The organism is Acinetobacter sp. 24-47-64 (assembly GCF_057737055.1).
Window position 1 is genome coordinate 1,438,851 of record NZ_CM173215.1, and the last position, 23,854, is coordinate 1,462,704.

The window sequence follows — 23,854 nt, forward strand, 5'->3', positions numbered from 1 at the left end:
AGTTTATTTTAGTTTTTCCAAAAAATGTTGATGCGCTGCGATGAGTTGATCAAAAACGGGCGAATGAAATAGATCGAAGTGACCGCAGACGAACTCACGATATTCACCTTGTTTTAGTTTTTGTGCGAGTTTACGTGTTGCTTTGACAGGAATAAGTGAATCTAGTTCCGCACCTGACACAAAAACAGGGCATCGAATTTTATGAACGATCATCGTTGGTCGGTATAAACCAATGGTTGCAACGATTCGAGCTGGTACAGCATTTTTCCAATGTATCCCGTCTGGGATCAGTCGATAATAGGCATCATAGCAATCTTCACCCGCCAAAATAGCAAACCGATCTTTTGCAACTACAGGCATGGTTTTTACTCTACCTATTTTTGCTAGGGCTAAATCTTGTAATGCAATCATGGTTGCAGGCAATAAATATTTTTTAGGATACAGCGTCAAGCTCGCTAAACCATCAACGTGTGGAAAATTAGAGATCACTGCTTTAAAGGTGTGTTCACTTGCTAATGTTAGAACATGCGCACCACTGAACGAATACCCCCATAAAATGATATTTTTTTTCGGGATGTAGAATCGGGTTTGAATATAGTCGATAACGACGTTCCAATCCTGAAGTTGACTATTTTTATCGACAAGATGCTGAACAGGACCACTGCTTAATCCAAAACCAGAATGATCAAATACGCATACGTTATATCCCAATTCTGCATAAGCTTCAGCGAAAGAGTTTAAGCCACAGCTTTTTTCTCCACCTAAGCCATGAGCCATAATGATGATACTAGAATCTTTTGTGATCGGCTCTGGCATATAAAAATCAGCTTGGATTTGATAGTTGCCATTCGGAATAAGTAATTCTTGAGTTTGCATCGTGGTTATCCTTAACACTTTTTTATTTTTAAAACCCAACTCAGGTTGGTTTAAGCATATCGTTATGCAGTATAAAAGTCTATTTGATGTCAAATCGTTCAGAAAATTTTAAGCCTGATTGATTTAAATACATTTTTATTCGATGAATTCGTATGAGTTTTTTCTATCGCAAGCAATGTATCGCCTTAATCTTGAGCTATTTCATTTTGGTCAATCTATTTCCAGTACATGGTGCTGTCGACATGAAATTGATTCAATTAGGCTTAAATTCAAAAGGAGTGTTCTATTTAAAAGATGCATTTTGGTCAAGTGTAGTTGGGCATCAATGGGTTAAATATGTGCTAATCGCGATGTACTGCAGTATGCTGATATATGCAGTCATGGTCGCTCATCCCAAATCGAGAAATCAACGTTTGGAAACCTCTAAAAATTACATCACAATTTTTGCAGTTACTTTAATTTCAATTATTTTAATAGCGTTGTTCAAATCACAGTCGAACTTGATGTGTCCATGGGATGCAGCTCAACCTCAGGGAATGACAATTGTCTGGAGTCTCAGTAGTAAAGTTGGGCATTGTTTTCCTGGAGGTCATGCTTCTGCAGGTTTTGCATTATTGAGTGGGTATTTTGTGTTCAGGAACAAAAAAACACAATTAGCTCAATTTTACTTATTGAGTGCAATTCTCTTGGGAATGTTTATGGGATGGACGCAAATGCTTAGAGGTGCACATTTTTTTAGTCATAATCTTTGGACAGGTTGGTTGATTTGGATATTCAATGTCGTAATATTTAGTCTAAAAGATAAGGCTAAATTAGCCTAAGCAATTAATGTAGTTTAATTTCCACTCTCACCAATAAACCACCTAATTGAGGGCTGCGATCAAAGATAAGATTGCCCCCCATACGTTCTACCGCTTTTTCAACAATTGATAAACCTAAGCCACTACCAATTTCTTGATGTTGCTCGACTCGATAAAATCTTTTTTTAATACGTTCATAGAGATCTGCTGAAATTCCTGGGCCACTATCTTCGACTTGAATGATCGCTATATCATTCTCTTGAAATGTCGAAACATTAATGATGCCATTGGGAGGCGTGTATTTAATCGCATTCTCTATTAAGTTGGTTAATATCGAATCTATAGCAGATGAATAATTTATAATTTGAACGTGTTCATAACGTTCCATACCTAAATCGATTTCTTTGGCTAAAGCTAAATGAATCAATTGTTCAATAGATTGATAAGCACGTTCATCTAACCGAATACTCATTTTTTTCTCGTTACTGGCATTCAATGAATCTTGTTGAGCGAGATTTAAAAGCTGTCCGACCAAATGCTGAGTTCGGTGTAAACCATTATTCATTTTGATTAATGATTCGTGATGGGGGAGCTCTTTGAGTAAAATTTTAGTTTGAAGATTTAATGCTGTAATTGGTGTTCTTAATTCGTGAGCGGCGTCTGCAATAAATTGTTTTTGTTCTTGTTGGGCATCAGAGATCCTTTGAAATAATTGATTGATCGCTTGAATGCTGGGTACTAGCTCAATAGGGTACTGTTGAGGGTCGATTACGGTCAGCTCATTTGGTTTACGTGTACTTAATTCGGATTTAAATTGCTCAAATGGAGCAAAATTTCTTCTAATTATAAAACCTAAGCCATAAATCGCGAAGGGCATAATGATTAAATAAGGTAAAAACATGTTGATTGCGAGCTCTATGGCTAAAGCTTGTCGAACAGAGTCTTGTTGGCTCACTTGAACTTGAACAGTTTTCAATGGAATCACATAGGTATGCCATTTACCATAATGATTAGTGTGATGATAAAAACCTGACTTAGCGACTGGCTCAACCAACTGTTTAAACTTTTCATGTAAATGTGATTGTTGGTCATAGGCCCAAACATCTACAAATAAATCTTCTTCATGGTACTGTTTTAAATGTGAAAATTTACTCTTTACAGGATCTGGATTAAATTTTGCAACGCGCTCTGCCAGATTTTTCAGCTGAGCATCAAGTATTTCATTTGTTTCCTCTAAAGCTGTTCTATAGGCTGAAAAAACCAATATACATCCCATCACCACACTAAAAATTGAGGTAAATACAACAAGTTGCTTTTGTAAAGAGTAGGGTTGCGTCATGTATCAATTCTTGTTTTATGGTGTAGGCTGACCTAGCCGATAACCTAATCCTCGCACATTACGAATAAAATTTTTACCTAATTTTGAGCGTATGCGATGAATATAGACTTCAATGGTATTACTGCTGATTTCATTTTCAATATCATACAGTTTTTCTTCAAGATTAGACTTCGAAAAAATCTTATTTGGATAAGTTAAGAGTGGAATTAATAAAGCCCACTCACGGTTTGAAAACTCAACCGTCTGATTTTCAAAACTCGCGATATGTTGTTCAAGATCTAACCTGAGTCCGCCAAACTCTAAAATTTGTTTTATCTGAGATGTATTTTGTTGAGATGCACGTCTGAGTATGGCGTGAATACGCGCTAATAACTCCTCAAACTCGTATGGTTTTACTAGATAATCATCAGCGCCTTGATTTAATCCATCGATACGGTGCTGAAGTTGATCTCTTGCTGAAATAATGAGTACAGGAATTGAAGGAAATAGTGAGCGAAGATGTTTGAGTACTTGCATGCCATCCATCATAGGTAATCCAAGATCGAGCAGCACTAAATCAAATGCTTGTTGATTTAATTGTTTTAAGCCATCGATGCCATTATTGACCCAGACTACTTCAAATGATTGATATTGGAGCAACTTTTGAGATGACTCTGCAATCATAAAGTCATCTTCAATCATCAGGATTTTATTCATATTAGGCTCTGTTCTATAATTGAGGTTTGCATTGTTGGCTGAGGTCTAATGCGCGTTGTAATGTTGTAGTATGAATATTCAATAAACTAAGCATGGTGTGAAAGACATTGTCTTGGCTTAGTACATCTTTTTTCTGAGATTCAATGCATCGTACAGTTGACGCTTGATGTTTTCGCCATGCTGTTGCAAACCACATGATCATCGGCACATGAGTTTGTTGTGATGGTGCAATTTGATAAGGCGCGCCGTGTAAATACATTCCATGTTCACCCGTGGATTCACCATGATCTGATAAATACCATAAAGCGGATTGAAATTGAGTTTGTTTGTTTAATAAATTGATTGTCGAAGCGAGAATATGGTCTGTATATACAATTGAATTATCATACGTATTGATCAGAGCTTGTTGACTACATCCCTGAATTGCGCTGGTGTTACAGGTCGGCTGAAAGGGTGTGTATTGATGAGTGGACCGTTTATAGTAAGCTGGGCCGTGACTTCCCATTTGATGGAGTACGATAAGTCTTGGCGTTTTATCATTTTTGGGAATGGCTTGAATATAGGCATTAAGGCTATCAATCAATATTTCATCTTTACATTCACCCTTAGAATCGCACCATTGCTTATGAATAGATTCGGGAATTTCATAACGCTCAACCCGATTACAAACTTCTTTGCATCCTGAATTGTTATTGATCCATGTTACTTTGTAGCCCGCACGTTGAATAATATCGAGTAAGTTCTCCCGTTGTCTTGCGACTTTTTCTGTATATGCTTGTCGAGTCATACCAGAAAATAAACAAGGTACGGATACCGCCGTTGCAGTACCACAGGAACTGACGTTACGAAAATTGATTATATTTAATTTGCTTAATTCTGGATTTGTAGCTCGATCATATCCATTCAACTGAAAACTTTCTGCACGTGCTGTTTCTCCTATCACTAAAACCATCAGTTTTGGAGTTTGATGGGTCGCCGTTTGAATAAGTTGGTGTGCATCACGTCCGTAGGGGTGAATAGTCGTATTTTTGGGAGGTTGAAGATGTTTATAATAACTGAAGGAGGCTGCAACGACATTTTGAGGACTGATCATCCCTTTCAACTCTCTGTTTTCTCTAAAAATAGCTGCATAGTCAACATAATATAAATAAGCGCAACCTAACACTAAAACTAAACTGATTGCACTGTGTAACATTTTCCTGCAAAGGGTATGAGAAAACGTTGATTTTTTGATATTCACCCAATAAATAAAAAAAAGAGGCGCTAAAATAAAAAATACAACCCAAATAAATAATCTTATATTTATCAGATCAAATGCTTCCATCGTATTGGTTTGCATCATATTTTGAATCTGATCAGCATTAATAATAATGCCTAAACTACTTACAAAATATGCAGAAATACCGCCTAATACAATCCAGATACTTGCAAATATCTTTACGTTCGATCTCCAATGAATAAGATTGAAAATAAAAAAATAAGCGGCTGTGATTAAGACAGATGAACCTATTAAAAAAAGAATTGCTGGGTAACCTTGATAAGGTGTGAGTGAAGTAAGTTGTTTGTAGAACGCAATATTTAAACCAATGCCAACCCATACTGAGAGTACTAAATTGAATAGTGCTAGGCTTATCGTTGGTTTTTTCCATTGCTGAATGATAGATGTGTAGCGCATACGATGAGTTCTAATATTTAACTACGCTGAGATTAGGTTTTATTTCTTAAAATTTACTGAATAAATGAATGAACTCTAGGGCATAAAAAAAGCCAGACTGGTGGAGCAATCTGGCAAAGCGTCAAGATGAGTCACCCGTGACAGGTGATGTTTCCTGAGTTCAGGTTTGAGTTGTTCCGAACTTAAGCCTGAATAAATTCAGCCACAGCTCGGTTAAACGCCTGTGGTTGTTCAACATTAGAAATGTGCGAAGCATTAATCTCAACAAGTTGACTACCCACAATCGCTGCTTGCATAAACTGACCATCTGCCACAGTGGTCACAGGGTCTTGTTGACCTGCAATAATCAATACAGGAATCGAAATCTGCTTGAGTTGTTCACGCACATCCGCCTTAGCCAAAGCTTCACAGCAGCTTGCATAACCTTCAGGGCTGCCAGCTCCTAAGTCGTTTGAAAGTTTTTCAATCACTGCTGGGTTGCTTTGGATAAAGGGATCTGTAAACCAACGACCTGCAGCCGTTGATGCAATCGGTGCTAAACCTTGTTCACGAACCAATACGGCACGATCATTCCAAGCATTTTCATTGCCAATTTTAGCGGCGGTATTACACACAATCACATGACTAAAGCGTTGAGGATGATTGATCGCTAACCATTGGCCTGTCAAACCACCCATCGAAATACCACAGAATGCAGCTTTTTCAACATTCAAATGGTCGAGTAAATTCACCACATCTTGACCAAGTTGATCAATGGTATATGGACCTTGAGGCGCGTCCGATGCACCATGACCACGTGTGTCATAACAAATCACATAATGAGAAGCTTTAAAAAACTCAATTTGTGATTGCCACATGCTGAAATTTGTCCCTAAAGAGTTAGAGAAAACAAGAGCAGGCTTGCTTGAATCACCAAAAGTTTGATAATTGATTTGCGCATCATTTGAAGAAAAAGTAGGCATAGAATCCCTCCCGACCTCCCTTGAGAAAAGGGAGGGGGTTTTTAATAGTTAAACACGTTCGATAATTAAAGCGATGCCTTGACCCACACCGATACACATAGAGCACAATGCATATTTGCCACCAGTTGCTTCAAGTTGATTCAGTGCAGTCGTCACCAAACGCGCACCTGATGCACCCAATGGATGACCTAATGCAATTGCACCACCATTTGGGTTTACACGTGCATCATCGTCGGCTAAACCTAGGTCACGTGTACACGCCAATGCTTGTGCTGCAAACGCTTCGTTCAGCTCAATCACATCCATTTGCTCTAGTGTTAAACCTGTTTGAGCCAGTAACTTTTTAATCGCAGGTGCAGGACCAAAGCCCATAATGCGAGGTTCAACCCCAACGGTGGTCGCACCAATCACTTTGGCACGAGGTTTTAAACCATATTTTTCCACAGCTGCATCAGACGCAATCAGAATCGCAGCAGCACCATCGTTAATCCCTGATGCATTACCTGCGGTTACTGTACCGTCTGCTTTTACAACAGGTTTTAACTTGGTTAAGGCTTCTAAAGTGGTTGAGGCACGAGGATGTTCATCTTTTGCCACCACAACCGCATCACCTTTACGCTGTGGAATAGTCACAGGCACGATTTCTTGATCAAAGAAACCGCGTGCTTGTGCAGCAGCCGTACGTTGTTGGCTGGATAACGCAAATTGGTCTTGATCAGCGCGGCTAATGTTGAACTGTTCAGCCACGTTTTCGGCCGTTTGCGGCATGGTTTCAACACCATACATTTCTTTAAGCTTCGGGTTGATAAAACGCCAGCCCATGGTGGTGTCTTCAATCTTTTGACTACGACCAAATGCACTCTCAGATTTACCCATCACAAATGGAGCACGTGACATGGATTCAACACCACCTGCCACAATCACGTCAGCCTCACCAGCTTTAATGGCACGCGCAGCCATTGCTACGGTATCGAGTGATGAACCACATAAACGGTTGACTGTGGTTGCAGGTACTGTATAAGGAATACCTGCTAAAAGCGCCGACATACGACCGACGTTACGATTATCTTCACCGGCTTGGTTGGCACAGCCAAATAAAACGTCATCGACGACATTCCAATCCACAGAAGGGTTACGTTCCATTAACGCTTTTAATGGCACTGCACCTAAGTCATCCGCACGGACAGGTGCTAAACCACCGGCATAACGACCAAAAGGCGTACGGATGGCATCAATGATGTATGCGTTTTTCATAGTGTAAGATCCTAAAACCAGTCTTAAGCCTGAGTGGCATCAATGAGTTTGGCACCCGTCATCGATTGAAGCTCTTCAAAAGATAAGCCTTCAACTTTCTCAATGACTTTCATGCCATCTGCCGTCACATCAATCACACAAAGGTCCGTATAAATGCGGTCCACACATTTCAAACCTGTCGCAGGATAAGTCAGCTCAGCAACGATTTTAGGTTCGCCTTTTTTAGTGACATGATCGGTGGTAATAAAGACTTTTTTCGCACCCACGGCTAAGTCCATCGCACCACCCACAGCAGGGATGGCATCAGGTGCACCGGTATGCCAGTTTGCAAGATCACCATTTTCAGCGACTTGGAAAGCACCCAGTACCGCGATGTCTAGGTGACCACCACGCATCATGGCAAATGAATCACCATGATGGAAGAAAGCTCCGCCTTCTAGCAGGGTTACAAACTCTTTACCCGCATTAATTAACTCAGGGTCACGGTCTTCTTCCGCAGGGGGTGGACCAAAGGCCAATAAACCATTTTCAGAATGTAAAAAGACATCTTTGTCAGCAGGTAAATAGCTCGAGATTTTAGTTGGTAAACCAATCCCAAGGTTGACATAAGCACCATCAGGAATATCTTGTGCAACACGTTCAGCAATTTGATCACGGGTTAATTTTTGATAACTCATTGTATTTCTCCAATCTCAAATTACTGCGCAGGTTGAACTTGTACAACGTGTTGTACAAAGATCCCAGGGGTGATGATGTGTTCAGGATCTAAGGCACCGAGGTCCATGACTTCTGATACTTGTGCGATGGTGATATCTGCTGCCATGGCCATAATTGGACCAAAGTTACGTGCAGATTTACGGTACACCAAGTTCCCCCAGCGATCTCCCTTATGCGCTTTAATTAACGCAAAGTCAGCTTTGATTGGATTTTCTAAAACGTAGTCTTTACCTTCATAATTCATGGTTGGTTTGCCTTCAGCGAGCAAAGTACCAAAACCTGTTGGTGTGTAGATTGGACCTAAGCCCATACCCGCCGCTTGAATACGACAAGCCAAGTTGCCTTGCGGTACAAGTTCTAACTCGATTTTGCCTGCACGGTAGAGTTCATCGAAGACATAAGAGTCAGACTGACGAGGAAAAGAACAGATGATTTTACGTACAGCGCCTGCTTGTAACAGTTTAGCCAAGCCGTAATCACCATTACCTGCGTTGTTGTTGACGATCACTAAGTCTTTAATACCGAGTTCAATTAAGCCATCGATGAGTTCAGCAGGCTGACCTGCAGTACCAAACCCACCGATCATAATGGTTGAACCGTCTTTAATTTGGGAGAGGGCTTCGGTTAAAGACGCTGAGCTTTTATCAATCATAATCACTTCCTAAACAAACGATCTACATTTACCTTTAATATGATCAGGTCGATGTAGACGATGATGGGGTAGTATTTTGACGCTTCGTTAAAATCACGTGCGCTAAAATACCAATACAGATTCCCCAAAAAACTGAACTTAAACCTAAAAATTGCATACCTGAAACAGTCGCCAAGAAAGTAAGGAGAGCTGCGTCACGATCCTTTTCTTGGAACATAGCAACGTGTAAATTTGTAGCAATAGCACCTAAAAGTGCTAAACCTGCTAATGCAGCAACAAGTTCTTTAGGCAGTAAGCTAAAAAGCATCACAATGCTGCCTGCAAATAAACCACCTAAAATATAGAAAATACCGTTCGCAATACCTGCGATATAACGTTTCTCTTTGAGCTCATGTGCATCTTTACCTGTACAGAGTGCGGCTGTTATTGATGCCAGGACAATGGTGATCCCTCCCACACAAGCAACAGCTAACGATGCGATACTGGTAGTGGTAATAATGGGTTTTGCTTGAATGTCATAGCCACTTAATTTCAAAATTGCCATGCCAGGTAAAAATTGACCAGAAAGGCTGACTAAAATAAGAGGTACTGCAAGATTTAGAAAAGAGTTAAGCGTCCACTCGGGCGCAATGAATTGGGGTATTGCAAGTGAAAACTCCATATTCACAGCATTGAATTTTCCGAGGACTAAACTCATGAAAATACCAGCTGCCAATACAAAAAGCATGGCATATCGAGGTGTTAAACGCTTAGCAATCAGATACGAAATAAGCATTCCAAACACAATATATGGCATGGTATTGGTCGCGGTAAAAAGACCAAATCCGAACTGACATAAGATACCAGCCATCATTCCTGCAGCCACTGATTGCGGTATCAAAGCCAATAGTTTGTCGAAATATCCGGTAATACCAATGATGAAAATCACTACAGCTGTAGTGATATATGCAGCAACTGCTTCATTCAGTGATATATCTGGAAAAAGTGTGACTAGCAGAGCAGTACCAGGTGCCGACCAAGCGGTAATGACAGGAACTTTAAACTTTATTGATAATAGAATTCCAGCTACAGCAGCACCAATTGAGATACCCCAAATCCATGAAATCATCATGTCTGGGGAAACTTGGGCTTGTTGTGCTGCTTGAAAGAAAATAATTAATGGTCCGGCATATGAAATCAATACAGCTAAAAAGCCGGCGACAGTGGCGGAAATAGACCAATCTTCTTTTAGTGTTTTAAACAGGGTTGCCATTGTATTTGCCTCCTTGCGTCAATGATCCTGTGAGTTTAAAGAGTCCGTGATCAGGGTTAACCCTGATCACCACCACCTACAGGTACGACTGTGCCTGTAATGTATGAAGACTCATCTGAAGCAAGGAACAAAATAGCATTTACTTGTTCTTGAATAGTGCCATAGCGTTTCATGTAGCTGCGGTCAATGGTTTGATCAACCACTTCTTGCATCCAAGCTTGATCTTGCTCAGATAGTGGTGAAGTATTACGTGGAATTACACGTGGTGGAGCTTCAGTACCACCTGTAGCCACAGCATTGATGCGGATACCATCTTTAGCATGTGCAAATGCCATTGATTGAGTAAAACTATTTACACCACCCTTAGCCGCAGAATATGGAAGACGGTTAATCCCACATGTGGCGATAGATGATACATTCACGATCACACCAGATTTTTGGTGTTGCATGTGTGGTAAAACTGCACGACAACTCCATAAAGTAGGAAATAAAGAACGATTGATCTCTTTAATAATTTCCTCTTCAGAAAACTCTTCAAAAGGTTTCATCCAAATCGCACCACCAACATTGTTGATCAGCACATCAATTCGGCCAAAAGTCTCGATCGCTTTATTTACAACGGATTGTGCACCAGCATAGGTTTCAAGATCAGCTACGACAGTAACACCTGTGCCACCTTGAGTCGTAATTTCTTCAAGTGTGGTCTTCACGTATTCAGCACGGTCAGCCAGTACAACTTTTGCACCTTCGCTAGCTGCTTGAAGAGCAACACCGCGACCGATGCCTTGAGCGGCACCAGTGACGATTACGATTTTATTTTCAAATCTTTGATTCATGTTCCTCTCCACTTTAATTCGCAGAGAATTTTTCGAATAAGAAGTTTGCAGGTTTAACGCCTTCAGCATCTAACCAACCACGAACTGCATCTACCATAGGAACAGGACCACAGAGGTAAACGTCTACATCACCACCGTTGAGCCATTCAGTTTCAATGTGGCCTGTCACATAACCTTTACGTTCGTGTGCAGATTCTGGGTTTGCAACTACGGTACGGTATTCAAACCAATCAAGTTTTTCTTGAAGTTTGTTGAGTTCTTCAATAGCAACTAGGTCAAAGTCATTGGTTACACCAAAAACTAAACGTACTGGATGTTCAGAACCTTTTTCTTCTAATACTTGAAGCATCGACATAAAAGGAGCAATACCTGTACCACCAGCAAGCATTACTACAGGGCGTACTACATTACGTAAGTAGAAGCTACCAAATGGACCAGTGAATGTCATTTTGTCGCCGACTTTCGCTTCGGTGCTTAAGAAGCTACTCATTTTACCGTTAGGAACGTTACGAACAACAAAGCCGGTCAAACGGTTGCCTGGCTTAGAGCTGAAAGAGTATGAACGTGTTTCAGTTGATCCAGGAATACCTACATTTACATACTGACCAGCAAGGAAATTGATATCTGGCTGACCCTCGTCTAGTTGAATATCAAAGGTAATTGTAGATTCAGATAAGTTTTCTACACGAGAAAGCGTACCTTGATATTGATGAATTTGAGTTTTGCATACATCAGATGATGCTTGAATTTGGAAAACTGCATCTGAAGTAGGACGGCACTGGCAAGCTAAGATATAGCCTTGCTCAGCCTCTTCTGGTGTAAGTGCATCTTCAATATAAGTTTCTTCAGGCATGTCATAGCTGCCAGACTCACAAAAAGCTCGACAAGTACCACATGCACCATCACGGCAATCCAGCGGAATATTAATCTTTTGACGATATGCAGCGTCAGAAAGCGTTTCGCCTTGTGCAACTGAAATAAATCGGGTTACGCCATCTTCAAATTGAAGTGCAACATTATGGTTTGACATGGCTGAATATCCTTTAAGAATCTTTTGAACAATTTTTTGGTGTAACTACCAAAATTCCATTTGGTAGTTACTGAACTTGTTATTTACTAATTACAGGTGATATACGTCGATTACTTGATTGATGTAATCATTTTTGAGTACCACATATTTATTTAAAATTTGTGGTTTTTCACCAGACAAATTGATTTCGTAGCGTGACATGCCGAAGTAGCTGTACGACTTTTGGTAGCGGTAACTTAAAGTGTTCCAGTTGAAACGAACAACAACCTTATCTTCATGACGTTCAAGAATTTCAATGTTGTTAATATTGTGGCTTGTACGTGTATCAGGCATTGTTGCAGAAGAGCGTTCAGTTTTGATACGGAACACGCGGTCTTCTAAACCTTGACGATCTGGATAATAAATTAACGAGATTTCTGATTGAGGATCTTCAGTTAATGTATTGTAGTCATCCCAAGATGGCATCCAGAACGATGCTGTAGGTGCATAGCACTCTAACCATTCATCCCACTGTTCATCATCAAGTAGGCGCGCTTCTTTAAATAAGAACTGGCTCACTGATTCTAAAGTTGCTTCAAGATTCGCGTTACTCATGCGTTATCTCCTTGTTCAGCTAAAGCTTGTTCTGCTTTAATCGCACGTTTCATTTCTTCTAACCAATGTTGATGTTGCGCAAGGTATAAACCTTCGTCTTCAGTTTTAACGCCTGAAAGTTTAGGTTTTAGACCAATTTCGTTTGCTGCATCATCTGGGCCATTGATCCAATGCTTTGAGCCACGGCACATATCGTTCCACTCAAGTTCGATACCAGCATAACCTGCTTGACATGCACGGAATTCTTCTAAGTCATCTGGTGTCGCCATACCTGAAGCATTGAAGAAATCTTCATATTGGCGAATACGGCGTGCGCGAGCTTCTGGCTCTTCACCTACAGGTGCGATGCAGTAAATTGTTACTTCAGTTTTATCGACAGCAATTGGGCGAAGTACACGGATTTGTGAACCGAACTGATCCATCAAATAAACGTTTGGATATAAGCAAAGGTTACGTGAGCGCTCGATCATCCACTTCGACATAGCAGGACCGAATTTCTCAGAGTATTCATCTGCTTTAGGGAAGTTAGGGCGGTCTTCAGGGTTAGCCCATTGTGTCCAAAGCAACATGTGACCATTTTCAAAACCGTAAGAACCACCGCCTTGTTTACCCCAAGAACCTGCGCTCATTGCACGGATGTTGTCGCCAGCTTGTTTTTCTTTACGTTGTTGCGTAGTTGCAGCATAATTCCAGTGAACTGCAGATACATGGTAACCATCTGCACCATTTTCAGCAGTGAGTTTCCAGTTTCCTTCGTATGTATAAGTTGAGGCACCACGTAAAACTTCTAAACCTTGATCAGACTGACCCACGATCATATCGATAATTTTAGTCGTTTCACCTAAGAATTCTTCTAATGGCAAGACGTCTGGGTTTAAGCTACCGAATAAGAAGCCTTTATAACTTTCAAAACGTGCAACTTTCTTAAGATCATGTGATCCTTCTTTGTTGAAGCAGTCAGAATAACCAGCATCTGTTGGGTCTTTAACTTTTAAAAGTTTGCCTGAGTTATTGAATGTCCAACCATGGAATGGGCAAGTATAAGTAGCCTTATTACCACGTTTGTTACGGCAAAGTTGTGCACCACGGTGTGAACACGCATTGATCATTGCATTTAGCTCGCCTTGACGGTTACGAGCAATCACGATTGGCTGACGACCGATGTGTGTCGTGTAATAATCATTGTTATTTGGAATTTGGCTTTCGTGTGCCAAGTAAACCCAATTACCCTCAAAGATGTATTTCATTTCAAGGTCAAAAAGGGCTTGATCAGTGAAAACTGAACGATGAAGTTTAAACTCACCTGTCTCAAAGTTGTCTACAAGTAACTCATCAAGACGATCTAAATGGCTGGTATTAATTACAGGAATACGTGGCATGGACGTTCTCCGACTTTCCAAATTGAGGGGAAGTCATCGGGATAATTGACTTATCCCGATTCCGACTAATTGATTTAAGCTGATGCGCGGCGGCGTTCAACTTCAGTAGAAGGCGCACCTTCAACGTCTTTCACTAATTCAATGTCAAATTGAATATGTTTGAACGCACCTTTTAGACCACGACGAGCAATTTCAGCTTCATCAGTTACATCTACAGCAGTTGCCACTAAGCCATCACGCGTTGCAAATGCAAAGTCATCCCAAAGGTATTCATCACCTTCGATGTTGAACTGCGTAGTTAATTTACGGTAGCCAGGCGCAGTGACGAAGTAATGCACGTGTGAAGGGCGGTTACCATGACGACCAAGTTTGTCTAATACAAACTGAGTTGTACCTTCTGGTGGGCAGCCATAACCTACAGGCATTGTGGTTAATGCTGTATATTGACCTTGTGCATCCGTGAAGATCGTACGACGTAAGTTAAAGTCAGATTGAGACTTATCAAAGAACGAGTAGTTACCTAAGCTGTTTGCATGCCAAACTTCAACCTTAGCACCTTCAATGATGTTACCTTCAGTATCTTTAACGATACCTTCAATAATTAAAGTTGGGATTTTGCCTTCTTCAGAACCATCATCCATACGTGCAAAACCAACTGATTCTGGTGCACCAGCGACATACAATGGACCTTCAATTGTACGTGGAGTACCACCTGTAATACCTGCTTGAGCATCTTTCTCATCTGCACGTAAATCAAGGAAATGCTCAAGACCTAAACCAGCAGCCAAAAGACCTAATTCGTTTGCTTGACCAGCATCAGTAAAGTACTCAAGACCTTTCCAAACTTCAGATTGGCTTAAATCTAAATCTTCAATCGCTTGGAATAAGTCAGATACTAAACGTACAACGATTTGCTGAACACGTTCATCAACAGGACCTGTTGCAGTATCAACGTTCATTTTTTTGACTAAAGCATTAATTTGTTCGCGGTTCATACTATTTCTCCTTAAGTATGCTTGCTGTGTGGTGGCTGACTTCTAATGTGTTTGAGCTCGCTGCCACAATCCTTGTTTAAAATGACGCTAAAAAACCTCTGGATGTATTGATGTCATGGCCTGAATCAATCAAGCCAAGACACTTAAAACTTAACGATCATCTTCACGGATAGAAGATGGGTGGCGATTTAACGCCATTACTTCGATATTCATATATGGATAAAGCGGAAGACCTTGTAAAATTGAATGAAGCTCTTCATTGCTTTCCACATCAAAAATACTGATGTTTGAATACTGACCTGTGATTCGCCAGATATGACGCCACTTGCCTTGTTGCTGTAACTCTTGCGAATACGCCTTTTCAACAGCTTTAATCTCATTCGCTTTTTCAACTGGCATATCCAGTGGGATGTTCACATCCATTCGTACATGAAACAGCATGTCTCACTCCTGATGTATCACGTCGCTTATTTGCGGCGAAGGTTGTCAATCTTGTCTAAATCCAACTCAATACCTAAACCATTGCCTTGAGGCAGATGTAATTCGAAATCACGATATTGAAGCGGGGTCTTTAAAATTTCGTCAGTCAACAGCAATGGACCAAATAATTCAGTGCCATATGCCAAATTCTCAAAGGTCGAGAACAAATGTGCAGAAGCGATGGTGCCAACAGAACCTTCAAGCATCGTGCCACCATACAGATCTACACCAGCGAGGTTTGCAATGGTTGCTACATCACGACCTTCGAGTAGGCCACCAGACTGAGCAACTTTTACAGCAAACACAGAAGCAGCATTACGCTTCGCTAAACGATAAGCTGTACTTGGACCCATCAATGACTCATCCGCCATAATGGCAATATCAAAACGACGAGTTAAACGCTCCATGGCATCAATATTGTCAATCGCACATGGCTGTTCAATTAGATCCACACCACCATCTTGCAGAAGCTGAATACCTTTGATCGCTTCTAACTCAGACCAAGCACGGTTCACATCGACACGGATAGAAATATCAGCACCTAACGCTTTTTTGATGGTGAGAACATGCTCAACATCTGCTTCTACAGCACGAGAACCAATTTTTAATTTAAAGAAGTTATGACGCTTAGCTTCGATCATCTTTTTCGCTTCAGCGATATCTTTATCCGTATCACCAGAAGCCAACACCCAAAGCACAGGGACGCTGTCACGCAGACGGCCACCTAGCACTTCAGACAGAGGCAAGCCTAAACGTTGAGCTTGAATATCGAGTAAAGCAGTTTGAATGGCACATTTTGCAAAACGGTTGCCATTAATATTCTTCTTCAACACTTGCATAATTTGAGCAACGTTGAGATCAGTAAAAGTTTTGAGTAGTGGAGCAAAATAAGTATCGATATTGGTTTTGATACTTTCAGGGCTTTCTTCACCATAGCCTAAGCCACCGATGGTGGTTGCTTCGCCCCAACCAATGAAACCATCCGAAGTTTCGATTTTAATGAGGACTAAGGTTTGAGTTTGCATCGTTGCGACCGCCATCTTGTGTGGGCGGATCGTCGGGATTTCAACGAGCAAGGTTTCAACTGATGTAATCATTTCCACTCTACGCATTCTTGCATTGTGTATTTCATGTGGTATACCTTAAAAGAATGCAAAAATAGAGTCGAAGATCATTTTTGCATTTTAATATATTTAAAAGGTATGGAAGTCATGGAGCTTAGACATCTACGATATTTTGTCGCAGTGGTAGAAGAACAAAGTTTTACAAAAGCAGCCGAAAAGTTATTTATTGCGCAGCCACCATTAAGTAGACAAATTCAAAATTTGGAATCAGAGCTTGGCATTGCTTTATTTGAGCGAGGTAGCCGTCCATTAAAAACAACACAAGCCGGTTATTTCTTTTATCAGCACGCAGTGAAATTACTTGCCAATGCTGAAGAAGTTAAGTCTATGACAAAGCGTATAGGTCTAGTTGAACGTACAGTAACAATGGGGTTTGTCGGGTCACTGCTTTATGGGCTGCTTTCTAAAATTGTATATTTATATAGGCAGCAGCAACCCCACTTAAAGATTGAACTTGTTGAAATGACCACGTTAGAACAAGTTAAAGCACTCAAAGAGGGGAAGATTGATGTTGGATTTGGGCGGCTTAGAATTTCAGATCCAGCATTGAAGCGAATTTTGCTTCGTGAAGAGCGCTTAATGATGGCAGTGCATGCGAGTCATCCTTTAAGTTTAAAAAAAGAAGGTGTTTATCTATCTGATATTTCTGATGAAAATATTTTTTTATACCCTAGCCATACAACCCCTAGCTTTGCAACTCAAGTCCAAGCCTTGTTTGCAGAATATAATTTAGAACCTAAAAATATACGTTTGGTGCGAGAAATTCAGCTATCTCTTGGTTTGGTTGCAGCTGGTGAAGGTATTTGTATTGTTCCAGAAAGTGCGAAATCAATTCAGCTATCCCATTTGCTTTACATCCCTATTTTAGATGAAACTGCAGTAAGTCCAGTATTTATGACGATACGTAATCTAGATGAGAGCGAGGACATCATGTCTCTAATAGATTGTATTTACCAAGTGTATGATTTAGAAGCAATTAAGTATGATAGAAATTTAATTTAGATAGGGTCTAATACAATAATTAGACTTAGGTCTAAAGCTATTGGATAAAAAATAGCAAACAAAAATCTTAAATACTCAAAATAACTACGACTTTAGCTTATGCCCCGAAAAGGGGCTTAATTTTTTTTGATAAATTTCAAACAAATAATTTTAACTTTGAAGAAAAAGTAGGTTGCAATAAAAAATTCAAATTAGAAATTCTCAAAGAATTTTTTTTTAAAAGTAATTATTCGTCTAATTTTCATTCAATCATACTAGAAATAAGCCCTCGAGATTATTCAGACCTTGAAGGTATATATATAGATATATTCGGTTTTGGACATTTTTTCAGCTTTAAGTCAATGTTGCGTCATATTTTTGGAGAGTTTATTTGCAGGAGGCGCAACCTTGGAAGCAAACAAATTAAATATCAATCGTGTGATTGATGATGCTAAGTTCACACCATTTCATTGGGGTGTATTGTTTTGGTGCTTATTGATTATTATCTTTGATGGTTATGATCTTGTTATTTATGGAGTTGCATTACCTTTATTAATGCAGGAATGGGCATTAACTTCAGTACAAGCTGGATTGTTAGCAAGCACAGCTTTATTCGGGATGATGTTCGGTGCTATGTCATTTGGTACATTATCAGATAAGCTTGGTCGTAAAAAAACCATTATGATTTGTGTGGCAATCTTCAGTGGATTTACATTTTTGGGGGCATTTGCATCGAATCCAACTGAATTTGGTATTTTACGCTTTCTTGCTGGTCTGGGTATTGGCGGTGTGATGCCTAACGTTGTTGCTTTAATGACTGAATATGCACCTAAGCGAATTAGAAGTACTTTAGTTGCCCTTATGTTCAGTGGATATGCAATTGGTGGTATGACGTCAGCATTATTAGGTGCTTGGTTAGTTCCACAATATGGCTGGAAAATTATGTTCTATATCGCTGCATTGCCTTTAATCGCATTGCCGTTGATTTGGAAATTCCTACCAGAATCTTTGATGTACCTGACCAACAAAAACCAAACCGAGCAAGTGCGAATTAATGTGAAGAAAATCGCACCTGAAAAAAATATTACTGCTGACACTCAATTTGTATTAGATGAAGTCACAGCAGGTGATGAAGCTCCTTTAAAAGCATTATTCCAGCAAGGTCGTACCTTCAGTACTTTCATGTTCTGGGTTGCATTCTTTATGTGTTTACTCATGGTTTATGCTTTAGGAAGCTGGTTGCCAAAACTGATGATTCAAGCGGGTTACTCGCTTGGTGCAAGTATGATCTTCCTATTTGCATTAAATATCGGTGGTATGGTGGGTGCAATCGGTGGTGGATATCTTGCAGATCGTTTCCACATCAAAAAAGTACTCACAATTATGTTCGTGTGCGGTGCACTTGCACTTATCCTTCTCGGCTTTAATAGTCCACAAATCGTGTTGTATACGCTAATTGCAATCGCGGGCGCTGCAACGATTGGCTCACAAATTCTACTTTATACATTCGTCGCACAATATTATCCGTCGACAGTTCGTTCAACTGGTATGGGGTGGGCGTCTGGTATTGGTCGAATTGGTGCAATCGTAGGTCCAGTACTCACTGGTGCTTTGTTAACCATGGAACTTCCGCACCAAATGAATTTCTTGGTCATCGCAATTCCTGGTGTGATTGCAGCCTTAGCAATTTTTATGGTGAATCTGAAAAATTCAGTAGATGGAAAAATTGCTCAGGAAGAACCGGTGCACTCTTCTAAAGTCGTAGAACAAGCACAGTAAAAATTCTTTATAAATAAGACAGCTGCCAGAAGGTGGCTGTTATTTAGACTTTCAAACCATTTTATAGGATAAGAGAGATTAGGATGATCTTTTCAAACAAACCTTTTACTTTAAGTTTAATCTCATTAGCTGTTTTAACCTCTACTGCAACATTTGCACAAAGCACACAACAGTCTGAAATAGAGCAACTACGTCAAGAAATTGAAGTACTTAAATCAATGATGGAACAACAACAGAAGAATGCTGTTGTACAGACAAAATCGATTGAGACATTAAAAACAGAATCTGTTAAACCCCAACCAAAACTAAATGTTGGTAAAGATACCACTTTTAATTTTTATGGTAATGTTCGTCTAGATGCCTCATATCAAGCCGAAGGTAGTGCGGCAGATCGCCTATATAATAATATTAATAAAGTTCCTTTAGCGGGACAAAGTGAAGCAAGTGATCAACTGAAGTCGACTCTATCAGCAACACGTTTAGGTTTGGATATTCATAGTCAAATCAATGATAAAAAAGTTTCAGGTAAAGTTGAAGTCGACTTTTTGGGTGGAGCTGGATTAGATAATCTTCGTATACGTCATGCTTATATGAATTACGATAAATGGTTAATTGGTCAAACTTGGTCTAACTTTGCTGTGCCAGACTATATGCCTGAAACGATTGATGCCTTAGGTTATGTGGGTGGTGCTGTAAAACGTACACCTCAAGTTCGTTATAGTATGAGTTTAGCACCTGCAACAGGCTTGGTTCTTGCAGCAGAAGATCCAAAAGATGGCTTATCTAAAATGCGTACACCTGCAGTCACAGCGCGATTAAATCATCAATTAAATGATGATGCTAAACTCAGTTTACGTACTATGGTCAATGAAAAGAAAACAGAAGTTGATGAAGTCGTTGCATGGGGCGTAGGACTTGGTATGCAATATAAGTTAGCTCCTTCAACTACACTGAAAGCTGACTACTATCATGTAAAAGGAGATAGCAGTTTCGTTTCATGGACGAATCCTGGTATCAGCCGTAACTCATCTGGTGAAATTTTAGATGAGAATGAATTTGACTCGATTACAATAGGTCTAACGCAGCAATTTAATCCTCAATGGCGTGGAACTGTTGGTTTTGGTTATATGAATCAAGATGTGACAAATGCTTATCGAGGTGGTGCAATAAATCTGACAGAGATCAATAAGGAGCTTTGGCAAGGTTGGGTCAATGCATTCTATAGTCCGATCAAACCCATTAGCCTTGGGTTGGAATATGTGTATGGTGAGCGTAAAGCTGTAGTATCTGCACCAAATGGTTCTAACACAGGTGAGGATAATCGTGTAAGTGCTGTAGCAATTTATAATTTCTAAATGATTCCAGCTTGAATGATGATAAAAAGAGCGATTTTTCGCTCTTTTTTTATGGGATGGTTTTTGAGAATGTCAGAATAGATCCTAGAAAAAATAAAAATATAAAAGTACTATGAGATCTTATTTGACTTTAGATTCTCATCTACTAGGAGAAGGCGCGTTTCGTGTACGAATTAGATTGCAAATTACTCAGTATTTTTTTTCATGTTTACAAATTTAAAAGTGTCTCGGTTGCTGCTGAACAATTGCAGATGAGTCAACCTGCTGTAAGTAATATTCTTAATAAAATTCGACAACATTATAACGATCCGCTTTTTTTAAGAATTGGGAATGAAATGATCCCGACGGAATTATCAAAGCAATTATTCCCATTGGTCAGTGAAGCATTAAGTAAGGTTGAAGCGATTAATAATTTTACGATCGATTTTGATGAAGCTATATCAGATCAACAATTCACCTTGGCGATGACTGATGTTTCGCATTTAGTATTACTGCCTAAGATTTCCCAATATCTAAAAGCAAAAGCATCTCATGTCAGATTAAATGTACGGCCAATAACTTCTGAAACAAGTTATCAAATGGCAAATGGTGAAATTGATCTTGCATTAGGATTTTTGCCGCATTTAGAAAATGGCTTTTATCAACAAAAACTATTCGAGCAATATTATGTTGTAATTGCAGCAAAAGATCACCCTCGTTTAACGGGAGATTCAATCAGCAAAGAACAGTATTTGGCAGAATCACACATTGATATTGATGCGGGAATGGGGCATTACCATATTGAAAATGAGCTGTTAAACCTTGAACTTAAAAGAAATATTTTAATGCGATTACCAAGTTATCTTGGTGTTGGTCTTGTTGTTCAAGAAACTGATGCGATTGCTACAGTGCCTTATTATTTAAGCGAAGTTTTATTATCACGAGGAAATTTAAAAATCTTTGATGCACCCATTGCTTTCCCGACATATGGTGTTAAACAATATTGGCATATGTCCTGTCATCATAAGACCAGCCATCAATGGCTTAGACATATGTTTCATGAAATCCTTGTAAAATAACATTATTGGTAGGCTATTCCCTAAATAAAAAATAGCCTAAGCTCTAAGCATCGTTATTAATTTTTAACCAAACCGCCATCCACTATTAAATTTTGACCAGTGACAGCTTTAGAGTACGGTGACAAAAACATTAAAATGGCTGAAGCAAACTCATCAGGAGTGACTACTTTACGCAAGGGAGTAGCGGAAGCAATATAATCAAAAACTTCCTGTGGCGTGCTTTGACTTGCATCAGTTTGTTGAAGTAATCCACCAGACAACATATTGACATTAATTCCAAACTCACCTAATTCATGAGCACATGTTCTCGTCAATGCGAGAAGGGCAGATTTTGCAGTAGTATAGTCATGATATGGCACAACAGGATTTTGCACCAAGTTTGTTCCTATATTCACAATTCGACCGAATCGATTAGCTTTCATGTCGGCTAAAGCGGCTTGAGTGGTATTGAGGGCAGCTTTAACAGCACCCTCAAACTGAGTGTGCATATCATTCCACTGTATTTGTGAAATATTTGGTCTTGCATCCCCGTTAAATTTAAATCTAACGAGTGCATTATTCACAATTGAATGTATAGCTTCACCAAAATGCAGTTTGGCAGCGTTAAACATTTCTGAAACTTGATCTGCATCAGTAATATCCGCTTGATAACTAAAAACTTGATCAGGATGTGAAAGTTTTAATGTCTTAGCGGACTCATGACTACTATGATAATTGACAACGACACGAGCGCCTTCGCTCAATAATGCCTTGGTAATAGCCAAGCCAAGGCCTCGTGCCCCACCTGTAACGAGTACAATCTGTTCGTTTATTTTCATTTACACACAATCAATAAGACTTGGTGAAGATTGTATTTAAATAATAAGTAACTTCAACCTTTGATAAAGCAAAAAAATTTATTTTTGAAATGAAATTTCTAATAGTTTGTGATGAATAAATCTGAGCTTGTCTAAGACTTTATCTGATAGCGTAAATGGGTATGCATCATCTAAACCCATACTGCGATTAAGTGCATTTAAGTTAAAAGTGATGGTTAACCAGTTTTGTAAAACAGTTTCAAAGTTTTTAGCACCAATCGGATTTTCTTCGATCGTCATACTTGGGAGATCAGCACGTTTAGATTGAACACTCAGACCCGCATAGTATGCTGTTTCTAAGGTATCCATCATATGTAAATAATGTGCCCAAGTCTCTGCCCAATCTTCCCATGGGTGAGCACTTGCATAGGAACTAATAAATTTTTTCTGCCAGTCTATGGGTGGACCTTCGTGATAATGTCGCTTTAAAGCCTCAGCATAATCTTGTCGTTCATCTCCAAACATTACTCTGAACGCATCAATGAGATCTGGTCGAAGCTCTTGAATGAGATCGAAATAGTAATGCCCGCTTTCGTGGCGAAAATGACCGAGTAGGGTTCGATAGTTTTCACCCATTTTTATTCGGGTTGTTTCGCGGTATACGACGTCTGCTTCGCTTGCATTTAATGTAATTGTACCTTGAGCATGCCCAGTTAAAACAGGAAGATCTGGTTCGGGCATCAAAAAATTAAATCTAAGTCCAAATTGATCATGATCATTTTTTTTTGGTCTCGGCATGATATTTAGTTGTTGCATCATATAAAGGAAACGACGCTTCGCATGCTCTAATCTGCTCCAATAGATGGTGTGATCAGGATTATTTAAATTTGGAATAATAGAGGTTAGTTTGCAAGAGTCACAGTAAATATCAGAACTTTCTGCAGGAATCATCCAATTGCATACATGATGATGCAAATAATTAAAACAGGGTTTATAGAGTTTATTTTTGAATTTGGGATTAATGGATTTCCACAACTGACTAGTATGTTTATGGAAACTTCCCATTTCTCTTTCTTCTACAACATATCCTAAATTAATTCCACAATGAGTACATGTAGAATTCATAAAAAAGATTTGCTGATTGCACTGCGCGCAAGAAAAATATTTCATAAAAATTATTCATTTTTTTGAGATTATACCATTGCTTTTTTCAAAAAAAATTT

At 39.5% G+C, this 23,854-nt stretch carries 23 protein-coding genes; 5 read left to right on the top strand and 18 right to left on the bottom strand.

Translation table 11 applies throughout. The features are described from left to right. Positions 1-3: 3 nt before the first annotated feature. The gene (locus AC1M85_RS06815) at positions 4-876 is read right to left on the bottom strand and encodes an alpha/beta hydrolase (RefSeq protein ID WP_488213801.1); all 873 of its coding nucleotides are present in this window, start codon (positions 874-876) and stop codon (positions 4-6) included. A 152-nt stretch (positions 877-1,028) separates the two neighbouring features. On the opposite strand from AC1M85_RS06815, the gene AC1M85_RS06820 reads away from it, so the two are divergent. Further along, on the top strand, positions 1,029-1,697 hold the full coding sequence (locus AC1M85_RS06820) for a phosphatase PAP2 family protein (RefSeq protein ID WP_488213802.1): 669 nt from the start codon (positions 1,029-1,031) through the stop codon (positions 1,695-1,697). A gap of 4 nt (positions 1,698-1,701) precedes the next feature. Here AC1M85_RS06820 and AC1M85_RS06825 read toward each other — a convergent pair whose 3' ends face one another. The 15 genes from AC1M85_RS06825 to AC1M85_RS06895 all read right to left on the bottom strand — a co-directional run bounded on the left by AC1M85_RS06825 (position 1,702) and on the right by AC1M85_RS06895 (position 16,634). Further along, positions 1,702-3,015, bottom strand: coding sequence for an ATP-binding protein (locus tag AC1M85_RS06825; protein WP_092768383.1), 1,314 nt, complete (start codon positions 3,013-3,015; stop codon positions 1,702-1,704). A 15-nt stretch (positions 3,016-3,030) separates the two neighbouring features. Beyond that, positions 3,031-3,711, bottom strand: coding sequence for a response regulator transcription factor (locus AC1M85_RS06830; RefSeq protein WP_179999736.1), 681 nt, complete (start codon positions 3,709-3,711; stop codon positions 3,031-3,033). Between the two features lie 13 nt (positions 3,712-3,724). After that, positions 3,725-5,386, bottom strand: coding sequence for a phosphoethanolamine transferase (locus AC1M85_RS06835; RefSeq protein WP_488213803.1), 1,662 nt, complete (start codon positions 5,384-5,386; stop codon positions 3,725-3,727). A gap of 182 nt (positions 5,387-5,568) precedes the next feature. Then, positions 5,569-6,348, bottom strand: coding sequence for a 3-oxoadipate enol-lactonase (gene pcaD, locus AC1M85_RS06840; RefSeq protein WP_488213804.1), 780 nt, complete (start codon positions 6,346-6,348; stop codon positions 5,569-5,571). A 48-nt stretch (positions 6,349-6,396) separates the two neighbouring features. Beyond that, positions 6,397-7,602, bottom strand: a complete 1,206-nt coding sequence (pcaF, locus tag AC1M85_RS06845; RefSeq protein ID WP_488213742.1) for a 3-oxoadipyl-CoA thiolase — start codon at positions 7,600-7,602, stop codon at positions 6,397-6,399. A gap of 23 nt (positions 7,603-7,625) precedes the next feature. Further along, complete coding sequence (locus AC1M85_RS06850; protein ID WP_180028014.1) at positions 7,626-8,279, bottom strand: 3-oxoacid CoA-transferase subunit B; 654 nt, start codon at positions 8,277-8,279, stop codon at positions 7,626-7,628. Between the two features lie 20 nt (positions 8,280-8,299). Continuing rightward, on the bottom strand, positions 8,300-8,971 hold the full coding sequence (locus AC1M85_RS06855) for a 3-oxoacid CoA-transferase subunit A (protein WP_488213805.1): 672 nt from the start codon (positions 8,969-8,971) through the stop codon (positions 8,300-8,302). A gap of 43 nt (positions 8,972-9,014) precedes the next feature. Further along, positions 9,015-10,223, bottom strand: coding sequence for a benzoate/H(+) symporter BenE (gene benE / locus AC1M85_RS06860; protein WP_180000663.1), 1,209 nt, complete (start codon positions 10,221-10,223; stop codon positions 9,015-9,017). Positions 10,224-10,279: 56 nt separating this feature from the next. After that, complete coding sequence (benD, locus tag AC1M85_RS06865) at positions 10,280-11,059, bottom strand: benzoate diol dehydrogenase BenD (RefSeq protein ID WP_488213806.1); 780 nt, start codon at positions 11,057-11,059, stop codon at positions 10,280-10,282. A gap of 13 nt (positions 11,060-11,072) precedes the next feature. After that, the gene (benC, locus tag AC1M85_RS06870; protein ID WP_092768937.1) at positions 11,073-12,089 is read right to left on the bottom strand and encodes a benzoate 1,2-dioxygenase electron transfer component BenC; all 1,017 of its coding nucleotides are present in this window, start codon (positions 12,087-12,089) and stop codon (positions 11,073-11,075) included. A 90-nt stretch (positions 12,090-12,179) separates the two neighbouring features. Continuing rightward, on the bottom strand, positions 12,180-12,683 hold the full coding sequence (gene benB / locus AC1M85_RS06875) for a benzoate 1,2-dioxygenase small subunit (RefSeq protein ID WP_035270498.1): 504 nt from the start codon (positions 12,681-12,683) through the stop codon (positions 12,180-12,182). Further along, positions 12,680-14,062 (bottom strand): benzoate 1,2-dioxygenase large subunit, encoded by a 1,383-nt coding sequence (benA, locus tag AC1M85_RS06880; RefSeq protein ID WP_035270495.1) that lies wholly within the window; start codon positions 14,060-14,062, stop codon positions 12,680-12,682. The genes benB and benA overlap by 4 nt, the downstream gene beginning before the upstream one ends. Positions 14,063-14,136: 74 nt before the next feature. Further along, positions 14,137-15,057, bottom strand: a complete 921-nt coding sequence (catA, locus tag AC1M85_RS06885; protein ID WP_481590937.1) for a catechol 1,2-dioxygenase — start codon at positions 15,055-15,057, stop codon at positions 14,137-14,139. A gap of 150 nt (positions 15,058-15,207) precedes the next feature. Further along, a complete protein-coding gene (catC, locus tag AC1M85_RS06890) occupies positions 15,208-15,498 on the bottom strand; it encodes a muconolactone Delta-isomerase (protein WP_092766278.1) in 291 nt (96 codons plus the stop codon). Between the two features lie 26 nt (positions 15,499-15,524). Next, positions 15,525-16,634, bottom strand: a complete 1,110-nt coding sequence (locus AC1M85_RS06895; RefSeq protein ID WP_092766279.1) for a muconate/chloromuconate family cycloisomerase — start codon at positions 16,632-16,634, stop codon at positions 15,525-15,527. A 114-nt stretch (positions 16,635-16,748) separates the two neighbouring features. On the opposite strand from AC1M85_RS06895, the gene AC1M85_RS06900 reads away from it, so the two are divergent. From AC1M85_RS06900 to AC1M85_RS06915, 4 genes are all read left to right on the top strand, one after another. Next, positions 16,749-17,663, top strand: a complete 915-nt coding sequence (locus tag AC1M85_RS06900) for a LysR family transcriptional regulator (RefSeq protein WP_035270297.1) — start codon at positions 16,749-16,751, stop codon at positions 17,661-17,663. A gap of 387 nt (positions 17,664-18,050) precedes the next feature. Next, positions 18,051-19,421 carry an MFS transporter gene (locus AC1M85_RS06905; RefSeq protein WP_092766280.1) on the top strand — a complete coding sequence of 457 codons (1,371 nt, stop codon included), beginning with the start codon at positions 18,051-18,053 and terminating at the stop codon, positions 19,419-19,421. Positions 19,422-19,504: 83 nt separating this feature from the next. Continuing rightward, a complete protein-coding gene (locus tag AC1M85_RS06910) occupies positions 19,505-20,776 on the top strand; it encodes a DcaP family trimeric outer membrane transporter (protein ID WP_180029056.1) in 1,272 nt (423 codons plus the stop codon). A gap of 164 nt (positions 20,777-20,940) precedes the next feature. After that, the gene (locus AC1M85_RS06915) at positions 20,941-21,834 is read left to right on the top strand and encodes a LysR family transcriptional regulator (RefSeq protein WP_092766282.1); all 894 of its coding nucleotides are present in this window, start codon (positions 20,941-20,943) and stop codon (positions 21,832-21,834) included. A gap of 56 nt (positions 21,835-21,890) precedes the next feature. On the opposite strand, the gene AC1M85_RS06920 is transcribed toward AC1M85_RS06915, so the two are convergent. Beyond that, the gene (locus AC1M85_RS06920; protein WP_481589625.1) at positions 21,891-22,652 is read right to left on the bottom strand and encodes a 3-oxoacyl-ACP reductase; all 762 of its coding nucleotides are present in this window, start codon (positions 22,650-22,652) and stop codon (positions 21,891-21,893) included. A gap of 78 nt (positions 22,653-22,730) precedes the next feature. Next, complete coding sequence (locus AC1M85_RS06925; protein WP_180029054.1) at positions 22,731-23,801, bottom strand: zinc-binding metallopeptidase family protein; 1,071 nt, start codon at positions 23,799-23,801, stop codon at positions 22,731-22,733. Between the last annotated feature and the right edge of the window lie 53 nt (positions 23,802-23,854).

Coding starts and splice junctions, on each gene's coding strand:
- benA (WP_035270495.1), bottom strand. CDS start 14,062: ATGCCACGTATTCCTGTAATTAATACCAGCCATTTAGATCGTCTTGAT.
- benB (WP_035270498.1), bottom strand. CDS start 12,683: ATGAGTAACGCGAATCTTGAAGCAACTTTAGAATCAGTGAGCCAGTTC.
- benE (WP_180000663.1), bottom strand. CDS start 10,223: ATGGCAACCCTGTTTAAAACACTAAAAGAAGATTGGTCTATTTCCGCC.
- AC1M85_RS06825 (WP_092768383.1), bottom strand. CDS start 3,015: ATGACGCAACCCTACTCTTTACAAAAGCAACTTGTTGTATTTACCTCA.
- benD (WP_488213806.1), bottom strand. CDS start 11,059: ATGAATCAAAGATTTGAAAATAAAATCGTAATCGTCACTGGTGCCGCT.
- AC1M85_RS06850 (WP_180028014.1), bottom strand. CDS start 8,279: ATGAGTTATCAAAAATTAACCCGTGATCAAATTGCTGAACGTGTTGCA.
- AC1M85_RS06920 (WP_481589625.1), bottom strand. CDS start 22,652: ATGAAAATAAACGAACAGATTGTACTCGTTACAGGTGGGGCACGAGGC.
- AC1M85_RS06855 (WP_488213805.1), bottom strand. CDS start 8,971: ATGATTGATAAAAGCTCAGCGTCTTTAACCGAAGCCCTCTCCCAAATT.
- benC (WP_092768937.1), bottom strand. CDS start 12,089: ATGTCAAACCATAATGTTGCACTTCAATTTGAAGATGGCGTAACCCGA.
- pcaD (WP_488213804.1), bottom strand. CDS start 6,348: ATGCCTACTTTTTCTTCAAATGATGCGCAAATCAATTATCAAACTTTT.
- AC1M85_RS06895 (WP_092766279.1), bottom strand. CDS start 16,634: ATGATTACATCAGTTGAAACCTTGCTCGTTGAAATCCCGACGATCCGC.
- catA (WP_481590937.1), bottom strand. CDS start 15,057: ATGAACCGCGAACAAATTAATGCTTTAGTCAAAAAAATGAACGTTGAT.
- AC1M85_RS06820 (WP_488213802.1), top strand. CDS start 1,029: ATGAGTTTTTTCTATCGCAAGCAATGTATCGCCTTAATCTTGAGCTAT.
- AC1M85_RS06830 (WP_179999736.1), bottom strand. CDS start 3,711: ATGAATAAAATCCTGATGATTGAAGATGACTTTATGATTGCAGAGTCA.
- AC1M85_RS06910 (WP_180029056.1), top strand. CDS start 19,505: ATGATCTTTTCAAACAAACCTTTTACTTTAAGTTTAATCTCATTAGCT.
- AC1M85_RS06815 (WP_488213801.1), bottom strand. CDS start 876: ATGCAAACTCAAGAATTACTTATTCCGAATGGCAACTATCAAATCCAA.
- pcaF (WP_488213742.1), bottom strand. CDS start 7,602: ATGAAAAACGCATACATCATTGATGCCATCCGTACGCCTTTTGGTCGT.
- AC1M85_RS06925 (WP_180029054.1), bottom strand. CDS start 23,801: ATGAAATATTTTTCTTGCGCGCAGTGCAATCAGCAAATCTTTTTTATG.
- AC1M85_RS06835 (WP_488213803.1), bottom strand. CDS start 5,386: ATGCGCTACACATCTATCATTCAGCAATGGAAAAAACCAACGATAAGC.
- AC1M85_RS06900 (WP_035270297.1), top strand. CDS start 16,749: ATGGAGCTTAGACATCTACGATATTTTGTCGCAGTGGTAGAAGAACAA.
- catC (WP_092766278.1), bottom strand. CDS start 15,498: ATGCTGTTTCATGTACGAATGGATGTGAACATCCCACTGGATATGCCA.